Raw genomic sequence first — 15,565 nt, 5'->3', positions numbered from 1 at the left:
TTTTTTTGCCTGTGGGAAAGCGGCGACCCGCGCGCCCGCTCTGTGAGCCGGCTCCCCCTGCACCGGCGTGGCCTGTGCCATCCTGACATGGACAGCAATGAGAGGAGAGCAGCATGTGGATCGAGGCCGAACCCGTCTACGGCGCCCTGGTGTCACTGGCCATCGGCCTCATCATCGGGCTGGAGCGTGGCTGGCAGGTGCGCCAGCTGGGGGACAACCAGCGCATCGCCGGGATGCGAACCTACGGCCTCATCGGCCTGCTCGGCGGTGTCTGCGCCCTGCTGCTGCCGGGCCTCGGCCCCTGGCTGCCGCTGCTCGGCCTGCTGGCGGTGGTGGCAGGCTGCGGCCTCTCGGTCTGGCTGGCCCAGCGCTGGCAGGGGGAGTTTGGCCTCACCAGCTCGGTGGCCATGGTGCTCACCTACCTGCTGGGGCTGATGTCGGTGCTGCTCAGCCCGCGCGAGGCGGTGGCCTGCGCCGTGCTGGCGGCGCTGCTGATGGGGCTCAAGGGCAAGATCCAGCAGGGCATGCTGTTCCTGAGCGAGGCCGAGTTCCACGCCACCCTGCGCTTCCTGCTCATCTCCCTGGTGCTGCTGCCGGTGCTGCCCGACGTCGAGATGGGCCCCCTCAACGCCTTCAACCCCTTCAAGATCTGGCTGATGGTGGTGGTGATCGCCGGCATCTCCTTCTCGGGCCACTTCGCGGTGCGCCTGCTCGGCACCCGCGCCGGACTGGTGCTCACCAGCATGCTGGCGGGGCTCGCCTCCTCCACCGCTCTCACCCTGCAGTTTGCCCGCCTCAACAAGGCGCAGCCCGGGCTGGAGCGGCTGCTGGCCACCGGCATACTGCTGGCCGGTGCCACCATGTGGCTGCGCTTGCTGGTGCTGGTGCTGCTGATCCACAACGAGCTGGCGCTGCGCCTCGCCCTCCCCCTGCTGCTGCTGGCCGCCACCGTCTACGCCTTCGCCTTCTGGTTCTGGCGCCAGCGCGAGGAGATGAGCGACAGCCCGGTGCAGCCGGAAACCAGCAATCCGCTGGATCTCGCGACCGCCATCAAGTTCGGCCTGCTGCTGGCGCTGATCGGCTTCATGGCCACACTGCTGCAGAGCAGGGTGGGCGACTCCGGGGTCTATCTGCTCGCGCTGGTCTCCGGCATCACCGACGTGGACGCCATCACGCTCTCCCTCTCCCAGCTCGCCCACAAGGATCTGGCGCTGGAGGTGGCGGCTAGAGGCATCCTGCTGGCCGGCCTGGTCAACTCCCTGGTGAAGGGGCTGCTGGCCCTGGTGATAGGGGGGCGCCGGCTGGGGATGCGGGTCATGCTGCCCTACCTGGTCTCGGCGCTGCTGATCCTGCCCCTGCTCTGAGCGGCCGAACCCGGCCAAGGGCTCCTGACGGACCCCGCCAACAGGGGTATACTGGCGCCTCTTGGCACAGGAGGAGAGACGAGCATGGCAAGCGATTGGGACAAGGTACTGGCGGGTGGCGCCCTGGACAGCCAGAGCGAGGAGATAGCGAACGACCGCATTCGCGGCCAGGCCCTGCTGGCCAGCCTCAACGCCACCCCGGCGGGGGATCATGAGACGCGCCAGCGCCTGTGCGGCGAGCTGTTCGGCCAGTGCCCGAGCTCCTGCTGGATAAGCTCCCCCTTCATCTGCGAGTTCGGCCGCAACATTCATCTGGGCGAGAAGACCTTCTTCAACTTCAACGTCACCATACTGGACGTCGGCGAGGTGCACATCGGCAACAACGTGCTGCTGGCCCCGAACGTGCAGATTTACACCGCCACCCACAGCATGAACCACCTGGACCGCCGCAACTGGACCGCCTACAACAAGCCGGTCCACATCGGCGATGACTGCTGGATCGGGGGCGGCGCCATCATCTGCCCCGGCGTCACCATAGGGCCACGCTCCATCATAGGGGCCGGCGCCGTGGTGACTCGCGACATCCCCGCGGATTCGCTGGCCGTGGGTAACCCGGCCAGGGTCATCCGCACCCTGAGCCAGGACGAGCCAAGGGATCCGGAGGCCATCCAATGAACCGACCGAGCGACATCCCCCCACCCGGCTCCCTGGCCGTGGGCAGCCCGGCGCGAGTGATCCGCACCCTCAACCCGGATGAGAGCCGGGATCCGGCGCTGCTGTCATGATGCTGCTGGCCCTGCTGCCCCTGATCTGGACCGCCTGGCTCGGCATTGAGGGGGCCAACTGGTGGCCGCTGGCCCTGGTCACCACCATGAGCCTGCTCACCGCGCTCGCCTACGCCCACGACAAGCGCCAGGCCATCCGTGGCGGCTGGCGCATCCCGGAATCCCGCCTGCACCTGCTGGAGCTGCTCGGCGGCTGGCCCGGCGCCCTGGTGGCCCGTCACTGGCTGCGCCACAAGACCCAGAAGGGCAGTTACCGGCTGGTGTTCTGGTTTATCGTGCTGCTGCACCTGACCCTGTGGGGGCTCTGGGTCGGCCGGCCACTCTGGCAGGGGATCTGAGCGGGCAGCCCCCCGGCAATGCCCGCGCGGGCATTGCCGCCAAGGGATCGCTATGAGACAACAAGGCCAGCGGGTTATCCCGCTCAGCGCAAGGAGGCACTTATGACCCTGTGGACAGGCATAGTCCTGATCGTCTTTATCAGCGTGCTGTTCGGCTATCTCGGCAAACGCGCCCGCTACCAGCTGGGGGATGCCCGCATCACGGATCGCCTCGGCAAGCAGGATCTCGTCATCAAGCAGCTACAGGAGCGGGTCGCCAACCTGGAGGCCATCGTGTTGGAGCAGGAGAAGCTCAAGCCGTTCAGGGAGCTTTGAGCCGGGCACCCAGTCTCCGTTATCCAGAGAGGAAACAATGAAAATCCGACGATTCAACATCGGGGATGAAGCCGCGTTATTTAAGGTTTTTTTATCGGCAGTGCATGAAGTTGCATCGGCAGACTACACAGCGGAGCAAATTCAGGCATGGGCGCCCGAGGATATTTCCCCGACGCTGTGGGCTGGCCATATCAGGACATTACACCCCTTTTTCGCTGAAATTGATGGTGACATCGCCGGGTATGCTGACGTTCAGCCCAATGGCTATATCGACCACTTTTTCGTGTCTGGCTCTCATGCACGACAAGGGGTCGGCACCCGCTTGATGATGTGCCTTCATGAAGAGGCCAGGTTATTGGGTATTGGCGAACTGACGGCTGATGTGAGCAAGACGGCGGAACCCTTCTTCGCACTGCATGGCTTTCATGTGGAGGAGAGAAGGTATCCAGTCCGACGCAGCGTCATAATCCCCAATGCATTGATGCGCAAGAAATTGTAGTCCAGGCAGCCAGCCCCATAGCTGGTCGCGGAATGGAAGCTATGGCGCCAGCCACCTGGCCAATGATGCTCTGAACGGACACACCATCAACAACGGCAACCCATGGGTTGCCGTTTTGCTATCTCTCCACATAGTGGAATTTATCGCTATCGCGGCGAGAGTGGTGACTGTTGCATCGCCGCTGCCAGCGCCGTCTGGCCCTTGGCCTGCAAAGCATCGACGGCCCCCAGCCGGTCCCCCTCTTCCTTGTTCTGACTCAGCTTGAACTTGCCCACCAGCTGGCTGACCTCGATCTCTATGCCCACCACGGCCTGCACCATGGCCTCGATATAGTCTCTCGGTGCATCCGCCATCTTCCAGGGCGCGGGCTCGGCGGCCTCATGGACCCGGGTCAGGCTCGCCAGCAGGCGGCGCACGAAGCGGGCATCGTCGCGCACCCGGATACGGCCGTGGGCATGGACTACGGCATAGTTCCAGGTCGGCACCTGCTGGTGATGTGCCTGCTTGCTCGGATACCAGCTGGGGGAGACGTAGCCGTCGACCGCCTTGAAGATCACCAGCACCTCGTCCCCCTCCTTCACCTCCTGCCAGAGCGGGTTGTTGCGCGCCACATGGGCGCGCAAGATGCCATGTTCCCCCTCCCCGGCATCGAACTCGAACGGCAGGTGATTGGCATCCAGCCCCTGCTCGCCATGGGTGACCAGGGCCCCCAGCGGATGGGCTCGAACAAGCTGATGCAGCGCCTCGGGATCGGCGGCGGCGAAATGGGATGGCAGGTACATGCAGGCTCCTTGTGCTGTGGTGGTGCTTCCGTGCAAGGGCACCAGGCTGGATGCCCATTCTCACCCGTTCGAAGGCGACGCGCGATAGCCCAACGAGGAATAAAAAAGAGGGCCTGGGCCCTCTCTATCTCATCCAGGTCTGCCGTCAGCTGCGCTTGGCCAACCAGGCTTCGGCGGCGCCGAGGGCCGCATCCACCAGCTCGCGGGCGACGCCGCCCTTGGCGACCCGCTTGGCCAGGGTCGCTTCCAGCTCCAGGTTCGGATAGACATCCTCGCCGACCACGGGACTGAAGCGCTGGAACTCGCCGAGAGAGAGCTCCTCCAGCGGCTTCTTCACCGCTATGGCGTGGACCACCACCTCACCGACGATATGGTGCGCCTCGCGGAACGGGATCCCCTTGGCCACCAGATAGTCCGCCAGCTCGGTGGCGTTGGCATAGCCGCCCTGGGCCGCCGCCTTGGTGCGCTCGACGTTCACCTTCAAGTCGATCAGCACCAGCGCCGCCATGTCGAGGCAGTCGTGCCAGGTGTCGAGGGCGTCGAACAGCCCCTCTTTGTCTTCCTGCATGTCCTTGTTGTAGGCCAGCGGCAGCGCCTTGAGGCTCATCAGCATGCCCATCTGGGCGCCCACCACCCGACCGGTCTTGCCACGGATCAGCTCAAGCGCGTCGGGGTTTTTCTTCTGCGGCATCAGGGAAGAGCCGGAGGTGACCGCATCGGACAGCTCGACGAAGCCCGCCTCGCCAGTGTTGTAGAAGATGAGATCCTCGGCGAAGCGCGACAGATGGGCCATGGAGAGCGACGCCACGTGCATCAGCTCCACCACGTGATCCCGATCGGAGACCGAATCCAGGCTGTTGCGGGTCGCGCCGGCGAAGCCCATGTCCAGCGCCAGCGCCTCGCGGTCGATGGCGTAGGCGGTGCCGGCCAGGGCGCCACAGCCGAGCGGGCTGGTGTCGAGCCGTTTCAGTGCATCCTGCAGACGGGAGTGATCCCGCTCCAGCATCTCCACATAGGCCAGCGCCCAGTGGGCGAAGGTGACCGGCTGGGCCCGCTGCAGGTGGGTGTAACCGGGCAGCACCGCGGCCTGGTTGGCACGCGCTGAGGCCACCAGCCCCTGTTGCAGGGCGGTGATGGAGCCGAGCAGCAGCTCACCCTGCGCCTTGCACCAGAGCTTGAGATCGGTGGCGACCTGATCGTTGCGCGAGCGGCCGGTGTGCAACTTCTTGCCCAGGGTGCCGACGGCATCGATGAGCTTGCCCTCGACCCAGGAGTGGATGTCTTCGGCATCCGAGCTCAGGATCTGCTGGGGATCCTGCTGCACCGAGGCGAGCAGCACCTCCATCGCCTGCTGCAACTGCGCCTGCTCATCGGCGGTCAAGATGCCCACTTTCACCAGCGCCTTGGCCCAGGCCATGGAGCCCTGGATATCCTGCTCCGCCAGCCGGTAATCGAACCGCAGCGAATCGTTGAACTGCTTGAACCTGCTATCGGCTCCCTGACTGAAGCGTCCACCCCAAAGTGCCATACTGCTCTCCTTGAATGCGTTGCCGGCGGCGCCTTTGCGCCTGCCGAACTTGAAATCTGGCCTTGTTTATCTACGAACCTGTTATCTCACAGACGCGGCCGAGGCGCTGCCGCTGTCATCACAACCCGCCAGTTATAAGTGAGGGGCCAAGCCGCCGCTTATAAACGAGGGGGCAAAGCCCCCTCACCGGTATCAGCGAGTCAAGCCAGGGCTCAACCGTGGGTGTGATCACCACCGATCGCCTGCTGTTGCTCCTTCATGGCACGGATCCGGCTGGCCAGGGTGTAGAGACGGATGAAGCCTTCGGCGTGGCTCTGGTCGTACACCTCGTCGGCGCCGAAGGTGGCGAAGTCTTCGGAGTAGAGGCTGTTCGGCGACTTCTTCTGCACCGCGCTGACCTGGCCCTTGTACATCTTCAGCACCACTTCACCGTCGAGATCCTCGGCGATGGCGTTGGCGGAGGCGACAATGGCCTTGCACAGCGGAGTGAACCAGCGACCGTCATAGACCAGGTGGGAGAATTCGGCACCCAGCTTCTCGCGCCAGGCGCGAGTCGGTCTGTCCAGCACCAGCTCTTCCACGGCGCGCAGCGCGGCGACCATGACGGTGCCACCCGGGGTCTCGTAGCAGCCACGGGACTTCATGCCCACCATGCGGTTCTCGGTGATGTCGATGCGGCCCACGCCGTGCTTGCCGGCACGCTCGTTCAGGGTCATCAGGATCTGGTGCGGGGTCAGCGGCTGGTCGTCAACGGCAACCACTTCACCCTGAGCCACGGTCAGCTTGACGTACTCCGGCTCGTTCGGTGCCTGCTCGGCCGGCACAGTCCACTGCCAGACCGCTTCGGACGGCTCGTTCCAGGTGCTCTCCAGCTCGCCACCCTCGGTGGAGATGTGCCAGGCGTTGGCATCACGGCTGTAGATCTTCTTCAGGGTCGCCTTGCAGGGGATGTCGCGGGCTTCCAGATAGGCCAGCAGATCTTCCCGGGAGCGCATGTCCCACAGACGCCAGGGGGCGATCACCTTCAGTTGCGGGGCCAGGGCCGCCACGGCGCCTTCGAAACGCACCTGATCGTTGCCCTTGCCGGTACAGCCGTGGGAGATGGCGTCGGCGCCTTCCGCCAGGGCCGCTTCCACCATCGCCTTGGCGATGATGGGACGGGCCATGGAGGTGCCCAGCAGGTAAGTACCTTCGTAGACGGCGCCGGTCTTCAGGGTCGGGTAGACGTACTCTTTGACGAACTCTTCGCGCAAGTCTTTGACGATGCACTTGGTGGCACCGGAGGCGATGGCTTTCTGCTCGATCCCGTCCAGATCGTCACGCTCCTGACCGACGTCGGCGACGAAGGCGATGATCTCCGCATCGTAGTTCTCTTTCAGCCAGGGAATGATGGCCGAGGTATCCAGTCCGCCCGAGTAAGCCAGTACGATCTTGTTGATTCCGCTCATTTACTTCTCTCCATGATGATTCGATAAGGTGTTTGATTCAGGGTCGGTCGCCGGCTTACTTGTGACCCAGCAGGGTCAGCAGCACAGCATTCTGGATATGCATACGGTTTTCTGCCTCATCCATGATGAGGGAGGCTGGTCCGTCCATGACCTCCGAGGTGATCTCCAGCTCCCGGTGCGCCGGCTGGCAATGCAGCACATGCTGGATGCCGGTGCGGTCGAGCAGGGCCTGGTTGATCTGATAAGGCATGAAGATATCTTTTACCTGCTCCATTGGTGTGCTGTCACCCATGGAAACCCAGGTATCGGTGTAAACCACATCAAAGCCTTCGATGGCGCCCACGTCATCGCTGATGTGGATGTGCGAACCGGACTGGGCCGCCAGCGCCTGGGCCTGCAGGAAGATCTGGGTATCAGGGCCGTGGCCCTTGGGGCAGACCAGGGTCACGTCGGTGCCCAGGGTGGCCCCCAGCAGCAGCAGGGAGTGGCTGACGTTGTTGCCATCGCCGAGGTAGGCGAGCTTCACCTTCGACAGATCCGCATACTGCTCGCTGATGGTCATGAAGTCCGCCAGCCCCTGGCAGGGGTGGTAGAGGTTGCACAGGCTGTTCACCACCGGCACTGTGCCATGTTCGGCCAGTTCGACCAGGGTCTGGTGATCGAACACCCGGGCGACGATGGCATCACACCAGCGCGACAGGTTGGCGGCGAAGTCCTTCACCGATTCGCGCTTGCCGAGCGCGCCGTTCTGTTGATCCAGATAGACGCTGTGGCCGCCGAGGCGGGCGATGCCGATGTCGAAGGTAACGCGGGTGCGCAGGGAGGGTTTCTCGAACAGGGTGACCACGCTCTTGCCCGCCAGCGCCTGACCGTACTTTTTCGGATCCGCCTTGACCGCCTTGCCCAGCGCGATCAGCGCCTCGATCTGAGCCTTGCTCAGATCGCTATCTTTCAGAAGATGTTGCATCGGATGTTCCTTTTTCCGGCCAGGGTTAGAGGGTGACTTGGGTGCCGACCGCACCGCCGGCCAGCAGCTTGAGCAGTTGATCCTGGTAGCGCCAGCTGGCGACGCAGACCGGCTTGCCCAGGGTCTCGGCGGCGTGCAGCGCGGCCTTCACCTTGACCGCCATGCCGTCGCTGATCACCCCCTTCTCCATCAGATCCAGCGCGGTCGCCTTGTTCAGCTGCGGCACCAGCTTGCCCTTGCCATCCAGGATGCCGCTCACGTCCGACAGCATCACCAGATCGGCACCGAGCGCCTCGGCGATGGCGGTGGCCGCCTGATCCGCGTTGACGTTCATCAGCTGGCCCTCGGCGGTGATGCCGATGGAGCTCACCACCGGCAGGAAGCCCTGACCGAGGATGCCCTGCACCAGCGCCGGGTTGCCCGGCTGGCAATCACCCACGGCGCCGAGATCCGGGTCGAGCTGGGTCACCTGGCACAGGCCGCCATCGGCCAGACAGAGCCCCACCGCCGGGATGCCGGTGGCAAGGGCCTTGGCCATCATCATCTTGTTGGCGGTCCCCGCCAGGGCGCCGGCGATGAAGGGGATCTGCTCGAAGGGGGTGACCCGCAGGCCGTTCTTCTTGCTGGAAGTCAGCCCCAGGCCCTTGAGCAGGTCGTCCACCAGGCAGCCGCCGCCGTGCACCAGCACCAGGGGGCGGTGCTGCTCATCCAAGAAGCTTTTGAGGGTGGCGAACAGGGCGATCAGCGCCTCGTCATTCTCGATCAGCGCCCCACCTAACTTGATTACCAGCGTCTGCTTGTCCATCTTCTCGATCCTTCCTTAAAGCGTTAAATCAGGCCGGTGGCCGGTTCAAAACCAAACTTGATATTTATGCACTGGATGGCCTGGGAGGCGGCGCCCTTGAGCAGGTTGTCGATGGCGGAAACCACCACCAGCATGTTGCCCTGCTGCTGCCAGGCGATGTCGCAATAGGGGGTGCTCGCCACGCCGCGGATGGAGGGCATCTGGCCGGTGAGACGCACCAGCGGCTTGCCCTCGTAGGCCTTGAGGAAGGCCTGATCCACCTGGGTCGCCGTCACGCCGTCCGCCAGCTGCACATAGATGGTGGCCAGAATGCCGCGCACATAATTGCCGAGGTGGGGCTGGAACAGCACCTCCTTGCCCAGGTGGTGGCTGATCTCCGGCTGGTGTCTGTGATTGAAGGTGCCGTAAGGATTCAGGCTCACCTCGCAGAAGCTGGTGCTGATGGCAGCCTTGCGACCGGCCCCGGAGACCCCGGACACCGCATTGATGATGGGCTGCCACCCCTTGGCGATGAGGCCAGCCTGCTGCAGCGGCTTGAGGGCGCACAGGGAGGCGGTCGGGTAGCAACCGGGCACCGCAATCAGCTGGGCGGCTTTGATGGCATCGGCATTCCACTCAGCCAGACCGTAGGCGGCCTGATCCAGCCACTGCTCGCTCTGGTGGGTGAAGCCGTAGAAGGAGGCGTAGAACTGCTGATCCCTGACCCGGAAGGCGCCGGAGAGATCGAACACCGGCAGCCCCTTGGCCAGGAACTTGGGCGCCAGCTCGGCACTCACCTCGTGGGCGGTGGCCAGCAGCACCAAGTCGGCCTGGGTCAGGATCCGGGTCATGCCGTCATCGTCCAGCGGCAGCAGCGGCTGATCCAGCTCACCGACCCACTGGGGATGGAGGGAAGAGAAACGCTTGTGCGCATCCTGGCTGCCGGCCGACACATAGAGGCCGAACAGCTTGAGTTGTGGATGGTTCTGGACCAGTGCGGCCAGTTCGGCTCCCGCGTAGCCACTGGCACCGACGATAACGGTGTTAAGCATTGTTGAATATTCCAAGTCTGAGTTCGAAGTTCACAGCATGGTGCTGCGGTGCAAGGGGTGAGCTATCGCCCCTTTGATGCAACGAGTGCGGAGGGGCAAATCAGGCGGGTGTGTGTCGTCGGTTATAGATCAGGTGACAGAACATTAACTTTCCCTTACAACTAGAAGCCTTGTCGATGAGTACTCGAAAAGAATATTCATGCACTCACTTTGCATTTGTATTTTCTAACAGAAACATTCCGGGGACGCAAGGAGCAGCTGATGGCCAATCTGGATTTTTTTTCACTTTATAAGAATATTATTGCGATTCCCTCTATCAGCAGCACGGATCCCCGCTGGGATCAGAGCAACGAGGCGGTGATCCGGCTGCTGGCCGACTGGTTCGGCCAGCTCGGCTTCCACTGCGAGGTGACGGCGCTGCCGGAGCTGCCCGGCAAGTTCAACCTGGTGGCGACCTATGGCCAGGGGGAAGGGGGCCTGCTGCTGGCGGGCCACACCGATACGGTGCCCTTCGATGAGGGGGGCTGGAGCAAGGATCCCTTCAAGGTGACCGAGGAGGGCAACCGCCTGTATGGGCTCGGCACCATCGACATGAAGGGCTTCTTCGCCTTCATCGTCGAGGCGCTGAAAGAGATCGACCTGACCACCCTCAGCAAGCCGCTGCGCATCTTGGCCACCGCCGACGAGGAGACCACCATGGCGGGCGCCCGCGCCATCGCCGCGGCGGCCGAGCTCAAGCCGGACTACGCGGTGATCGGCGAGCCGACCGGGCTGGTGCCGGTGGTGGCCCACAAGGGACACATGTCCGAAGCGATCCGCATCACGGGCAAGAGCGGCCACAGCTCGGATCCCGCCAACGGGGTCAACGCGCTGGAGATCATGCACCAGGCCATGGGCCGGGTGTTGCGCCTGCAACTGCGCTTGGAAGAGACCTATGCCGACTACCGGTTCGCAGTACCGCAACCGACCCTCAATCTGGGCTACATACATGGTGGAGACAGCCCTAACCGCATCTGTGGCTGTTGCGAGCTGCACATCGACATGAGGCCCACCCCGCTGGTGGGGCCGGACGAGCTGATGGGCATGCTCAAGGAGGCGCTCGCCCCCATAGAGGTGCACCAGCCTGGCTGCCTGCACCTGCAACACCTGCACGAACCTATCCCCGCCTACGCCTGCGACGACAATTCCGTACTGGTGCGTGAGGCGGAGCTGGCCAGCGGCCGCACCGCCGAATCCGTGAACTATTGCACCGAAGCCCCCTTTATCCAGCAGTTGGGATGCCAGACAATAGTGATGGGACCCGGTCATATCGCCCAGGCGCACCAACCGGACGAGTATCTGGATCTGTCGTTCGTCAAGCCGACCACGGCGGTGCTGCAGCACCTGATCCGGCGTTTCTGCCTCTGAATCGAGGGGAATGTAAGTAAGTTACATGACATGGCGCCCAGGGACAGGTGAGGGAAATACATGTTCTGAATCGGCCTGTTATTTGACCTTGCGCAGACAATCCGAGTAGATTGTCCCCCTAAGATGACGGAGCATATGTTGTAATCGCACAACAATAAGTGAGGCTGCCTCTCACCCCGGAAGGTAAGGAGGCACCAACAAAATAAGGATGTGGAATGAACGAAAAGTACGCCGCGCTACGCGCCAACGTAGGCATGCTGGGCCAACTGCTGGGCAAGTCCATCAAGGATCATCAGGGACAGGCCTTCCTCGACAAGATCGAGACCATTCGTCAACTGGCCAAATCCTCCCGCAAGGGCAACGAGGCAGACCGTGAGTCGCTGCTCGAGACCCTGCGCACCCTCTCCGATGACGAGCTGCTGCCGGTAGCCCGTGCCTTCAGCCAGTTCCTCAATCTGGCCAACGTGGCGGAACAGTTCCACACCATCTCCCGCCGCAGCGAAGAGCAGGAAAGCACCCCGGATCCGCTGGAGCAGATGTTTGCCAAGCTCAAGGCCTCCAACCTGTCGCAGGAGGCCATCATCCAGGCCGTGCGCGAGCTGGACATCGATCTGGTGCTGACCGCCCACCCGACCGAGGTGACCCGTCGCACCCTGATCCACAAGCACGTGCAGCTCAACGACTGCCTGGAAGCACTGGAACTGTCCGATCTGCTGCCCCGCGAGCGGGACAAGATCCTCAATCGCATCGAACAGCTGGTCAATCAGGCCTGGCACACCAACGAGATCCGCGAACAGCGCCCGACCCCGGTGGACGAGGCCAAGTGGGGCTTCGCCGTGGTGGAAAACAGCCTCTGGCCCGCCATTCCCGAATTCATGCGCACCCTGGACGAGCGTCTGCAGCAGCACCTCGGCGTGCGACTGCCGCTGGATGCCGCGCCGGTCAAGTTCACCTCCTGGATGGGCGGCGACCGTGACGGCAACCCCTTCGTCACCGCCAAGGTGACCGCCGAGGTGCTGGAGCTGGGCCGCTGGATGGCGGTGAACCTGTTCTACAAAGACATCAAGGAGCTCACCTCCGAGCTCTCCATGTCCGACTGCACCGACGCCCTGCGCGAGCAAGTGGGCGATCACCCCGAGCCCTACCGCGCTCTGGTGCGCGAGCTGCGCGAACAACTGCGCGAGACCCAGGAGTTCCTCACCGCCAAGGTGCAGGGTCAGGTCAGCGAGAGCCGGGATCTGGTCAGGACCACGGCCCAGCTGCGCGAGCCGCTGGAGCTCTGCTACCACTCCCTGCATGCCTGCGGCATGGGCAACATCGCCGACGGCATGCTGCTGGACGTGCTGCGCAAGCTGGCCTGCTTCGGCATCCATCTGGTCAAGCTCGACATCCGTCAGGACGGCGAGCGCCACGGCCAGGTCTTCTCCGAGCTGACCCGTTACCTCGGCATGGGCGACTACGCCGAGTGGAGCGAAGACGACAAGCAGGCCTTCCTGCTCAATGAGCTGAACTCCCGCCGCCCGCTGATCCCGACCGACTGGGAGCCGAGCGCCGAGACCCGCGAGACCATAGACACCTGTCGGGTCATCGCCGAGCACGACCCCGATGCGTTCGGCATCTACATCATCTCCATGGCCGGCGCCCCCTCCGACGTGCTGGCGGTGCAACTGCTGCTGAAGGAAGCCGGTTGCAAGTTCCGCATGCCGGTGGCGCCGCTGTTCGAGACCCAGGAAGACCTGATGGCGGGCACCGCCGTGATGGAGCGCCTGCTGTCGGTGGACTGGTATCGCGGTTACATCCAGGGCCGTCAGTACGTGATGATCGGCTACTCGGATTCCGCCAAGGACGCGGGCATGATGGCCGCCGGCTGGGCCCAGTACGCCGCCATGGAGTCCCTGGTGGCACTGGCCGAGGCCAACAACCTGCGCCTCACCCTGTTCCACGGCCGTGGTGGCACCGTCGGTCGTGGCGGCGCCCCCGCCCATCAGGCGATCCTGTCCCAACCGCCGGGATCCCTGCGCGGTGGCCTGCGCGTGACCGAACAGGGCGAGATGATCCGCTTCAAGTTCGGCCTGCCCAAGGTCGCCATCCACAGCCTGAATCTCTACACCAGCGCCGTGCTGGAAGGGAACCTGCTGCCACCGCCGAAGCCGAAAGAGAGCTGGCGCGCCGTGATCGAACAGGTGGCCGAGGCCTCCTGCGAGCACTATCGCTCCATAGTGCGCGGTCATCCTGACTTCGTGCCCTACTTCCGTGCCGCCACCCCGGAGATGGAGCTCGGCAAGCTGCCGCTCGGCTCCCGTCCCGCCAAGCGCAAGCCCAACGGCGGCGTCGAGAGCCTGCGCGCCATCCCCTGGATCTTCGCCTGGACCCAGAACCGGCTGATGCTGCCGGCCTGGCTCGGCGCCCACAAGGGGCTGCAGCAGGCCATAGATGACGGCCACAAGAGCGTGCTGGACGAGATGAGCCGCCAGTGGCCCTTCTTCCGCACCCGCCTCGAGATGCTGGAGATGGTGTTCCTCAAGGCCGACCTCTGGCTGGCGGAGTACTACGACACCCGTCTGGTGCCGCAGGAGCTGTGGACCCTCGGCAAGCAGCTGCGTCAGGAGCTCTCCGACTCCATCCAGGTGGTGCTGGAGCTGCGCCCGCAGGGCGACCTGCTCGACGACCAGCCCTGGATCAAGGAGTCCATCAAGCTGCGCAACCCCTACACGGATCCCCTCAACGTGCTGCAGGTCGAACTGCTTGGCCGCTCGCGCAACCACGCCGAGATCCTGCACCCCGAGCTGGATCAGGCGCTGATGGTCACCATCGCCGGTATTGCGGCGGGCATGCGCAACACGGGTTGACAGGCAGGCTACCAAGCTCCCCTTCCTGAGTAAAAAGGGCGCCATCATATTGGTGCCCTTTTAATTTCCACGCATTGCCTCGCCGGATGTCAGCCCTCTCCCTCTCTGTAGGTTCGATTAGCGCAGCGTAATCGAGCATGTCAAAATCAGACCCCGTAATCCTGAGTCAATTTTATACAAACATACCCATCAAGTAGATTTTAATATAGTATGAGCGGATCAATAACAATCACATTAATATACCAAGAATTTTCAATCATGAATCGACATTTAATTTTCAAACACTATTGGTGGATAGGTCTCTTAATCGGCAGCATAGCATCCTGTATTGCTTTCATATATGGTGGCAATGACCGTGTTGGGCTAGTCGGAGCGATAATTGCTGGTGTAATAGGATTCTATTATTTTGTGCAACAGCAAAAACTTGCTGAAACTCAACTATTCCATAACTTATTCACTGAGTTCAATAAGCGCTACGATAGTATGAATAAGCATTTGGCCAGCCTTCTTGAAAAGAAAGACTCATTAACACCTGATGAACAAGCTCTAATAATTGATTATTTCAACCTCTGTGCAGAAGAATACCTATTTTACAAAGAGGGATATATTCATCTGGATGCTTGGCGTTCTTGGTGTCGTGGAATGCTATGGTACCTTCGTCGTCATCCTTTTAAAGATATTTGGCATAAGGAGGTCCGTACAGAGTCGTTCTATGGATTATCACTTGATATTATTATAGATGGTGCAAGCCAACCATAATGACCAATACTGCATTGGTGTTATCGCTTAGGATCGTAGGTTCAATTAGCACAGCGTAATCAAACGTTCGCGAGGAAACCCTTGAATACAGAGACTCAAGCACTGACAGCTACGAAAGTTCCCCTAGTCTTGCGCCCCCACGCTTCTGGGAGCAGACTATTTGGCCTTGCTCAGGCTCAAGGAATCCTTATGACCCCCGCTATCAATCTGCTGAAGAAGCTCAAGATCCCCCATAAGCTCTACCCCTACGAGTGCGAGGCCCACGACGACTTCGGCAAGCATGCCGCGACTCAGCTCGGCCTGCCGGAGGCCCAGGTGTTCAAGACCCTGATCGCCCACCACGACAAGCAGGCGGTGGTGGCCATAGTACCGTCATCGGGCCTGTGCAGCCTGAAGCAGCTCGCCAAGGCGGCGGGGCTGAAGAAGGTGGAGATGATGAAGCCGGCGGAGGCCGAGAAGCTGACCGGTTACAAGGTGGGGGGCATCAGCCCGCTGGCCCAGAAGAAGTTGCTGCCCACAGTGCTGGACGACTCCGCCATGGCGTTTGACGAGATCCTGGTGAGCGGCGGCAAGCGCGGCCTCTCGGTCGGGGTGGCGCCGCAAGACATGCTTCGCCTTCTGAAGTGGATCGCCGCGCCCATCGGTGAACACTAAGGGACGAGCACCATGACTAAGCAGTAGCGTGCAT

The 15,565-nt window shown here is 62.6% G+C and carries 15 protein-coding genes; 9 read left to right on the top strand and 6 right to left on the bottom strand.

The features are described from left to right. Positions 1-113: 113 nt before the first annotated feature. The 5 genes from KW821_RS12055 to KW821_RS12030 all read left to right on the top strand — a co-directional run bounded on the left by KW821_RS12055 (position 114) and on the right by KW821_RS12030 (position 3,301). A complete protein-coding gene (locus KW821_RS12055) occupies positions 114-1,364 on the top strand; it encodes an MgtC/SapB family protein (RefSeq protein ID WP_218291610.1) in 1,251 nt (416 codons plus the stop codon). An 84-nt stretch (positions 1,365-1,448) separates the two neighbouring features. Next, entirely contained in the window at positions 1,449-2,039 is a 591-nt protein-coding gene (locus KW821_RS12050) for a sugar O-acetyltransferase (protein WP_218291609.1), read from the top strand. A 106-nt stretch (positions 2,040-2,145) separates the two neighbouring features. Then, positions 2,146-2,487 carry a DUF1294 domain-containing protein gene (locus tag KW821_RS12040; protein WP_218291608.1) on the top strand — a complete coding sequence of 114 codons (342 nt, stop codon included), beginning with the start codon at positions 2,146-2,148 and terminating at the stop codon, positions 2,485-2,487. Positions 2,488-2,589: 102 nt separating this feature from the next. Beyond that, entirely contained in the window at positions 2,590-2,802 is a 213-nt protein-coding gene (locus tag KW821_RS12035; protein WP_218291607.1) for a hypothetical protein, read from the top strand. Positions 2,803-2,839: 37 nt separating this feature from the next. Next, a complete protein-coding gene (locus tag KW821_RS12030; protein ID WP_218291606.1) occupies positions 2,840-3,301 on the top strand; it encodes a GNAT family N-acetyltransferase in 462 nt (153 codons plus the stop codon). A gap of 146 nt (positions 3,302-3,447) precedes the next feature. Here the strand turns inward: KW821_RS12030 and KW821_RS12025 are convergent, their stop codons facing one another. The 6 genes from KW821_RS12025 to argC form a co-directional block, all read right to left on the bottom strand. Next, positions 3,448-4,083, bottom strand: a complete 636-nt coding sequence (locus KW821_RS12025) for an FMN-binding negative transcriptional regulator (protein ID WP_218291605.1) — start codon at positions 4,081-4,083, stop codon at positions 3,448-3,450. A gap of 145 nt (positions 4,084-4,228) precedes the next feature. After that, a complete protein-coding gene (argH, locus tag KW821_RS12020) occupies positions 4,229-5,611 on the bottom strand; it encodes an argininosuccinate lyase (RefSeq protein ID WP_218291604.1) in 1,383 nt (460 codons plus the stop codon). A 212-nt stretch (positions 5,612-5,823) separates the two neighbouring features. Further along, positions 5,824-7,059, bottom strand: a complete 1,236-nt coding sequence (locus KW821_RS12015; protein ID WP_218291603.1) for an argininosuccinate synthase — start codon at positions 7,057-7,059, stop codon at positions 5,824-5,826. Positions 7,060-7,114: 55 nt separating this feature from the next. Then, a complete protein-coding gene (locus KW821_RS12010) occupies positions 7,115-8,026 on the bottom strand; it encodes an ornithine carbamoyltransferase (protein WP_218291602.1) in 912 nt (303 codons plus the stop codon). Positions 8,027-8,051: 25 nt separating this feature from the next. Next, complete coding sequence (gene argB, locus KW821_RS12005; RefSeq protein ID WP_218291601.1) at positions 8,052-8,831, bottom strand: acetylglutamate kinase; 780 nt, start codon at positions 8,829-8,831, stop codon at positions 8,052-8,054. Positions 8,832-8,854: 23 nt separating this feature from the next. Then, a complete protein-coding gene (gene argC, locus KW821_RS12000) occupies positions 8,855-9,862 on the bottom strand; it encodes an N-acetyl-gamma-glutamyl-phosphate reductase (protein WP_218291600.1) in 1,008 nt (335 codons plus the stop codon). Positions 9,863-10,123: 261 nt separating this feature from the next. Between argC and argE the strand changes: the two genes are divergently transcribed. From argE to ybaK, 4 genes are all read left to right on the top strand, one after another. Beyond that, positions 10,124-11,269, top strand: coding sequence for an acetylornithine deacetylase (gene argE / locus KW821_RS11995; protein ID WP_218291599.1), 1,146 nt, complete (start codon positions 10,124-10,126; stop codon positions 11,267-11,269). A gap of 215 nt (positions 11,270-11,484) precedes the next feature. Then, positions 11,485-14,118 (top strand): phosphoenolpyruvate carboxylase, encoded by a 2,634-nt coding sequence (gene ppc, locus KW821_RS11990; protein WP_218291598.1) that lies wholly within the window; start codon positions 11,485-11,487, stop codon positions 14,116-14,118. Between the two features lie 258 nt (positions 14,119-14,376). Then, positions 14,377-14,877: a GlsB/YeaQ/YmgE family stress response membrane protein gene (locus tag KW821_RS11985; protein WP_218291597.1), complete on the top strand. Its 501-nt coding sequence runs from the start codon at positions 14,377-14,379 to the stop codon at positions 14,875-14,877. Between the two features lie 189 nt (positions 14,878-15,066). Next, a complete protein-coding gene (ybaK, locus tag KW821_RS11980) occupies positions 15,067-15,531 on the top strand; it encodes a Cys-tRNA(Pro) deacylase (protein WP_033128898.1) in 465 nt (154 codons plus the stop codon). Positions 15,532-15,565: the final 34 nt, after the last annotated feature.

The sequence above is a fragment of the Aeromonas sp. sif2416 genome (assembly GCF_019218665.1).
Classification (GTDB): Bacteria; Pseudomonadota; Gammaproteobacteria; order Enterobacterales; family Aeromonadaceae; genus Aeromonas; species Aeromonas encheleia.
This window is presented reverse-complemented; position numbering and strand designations above follow the sequence as displayed.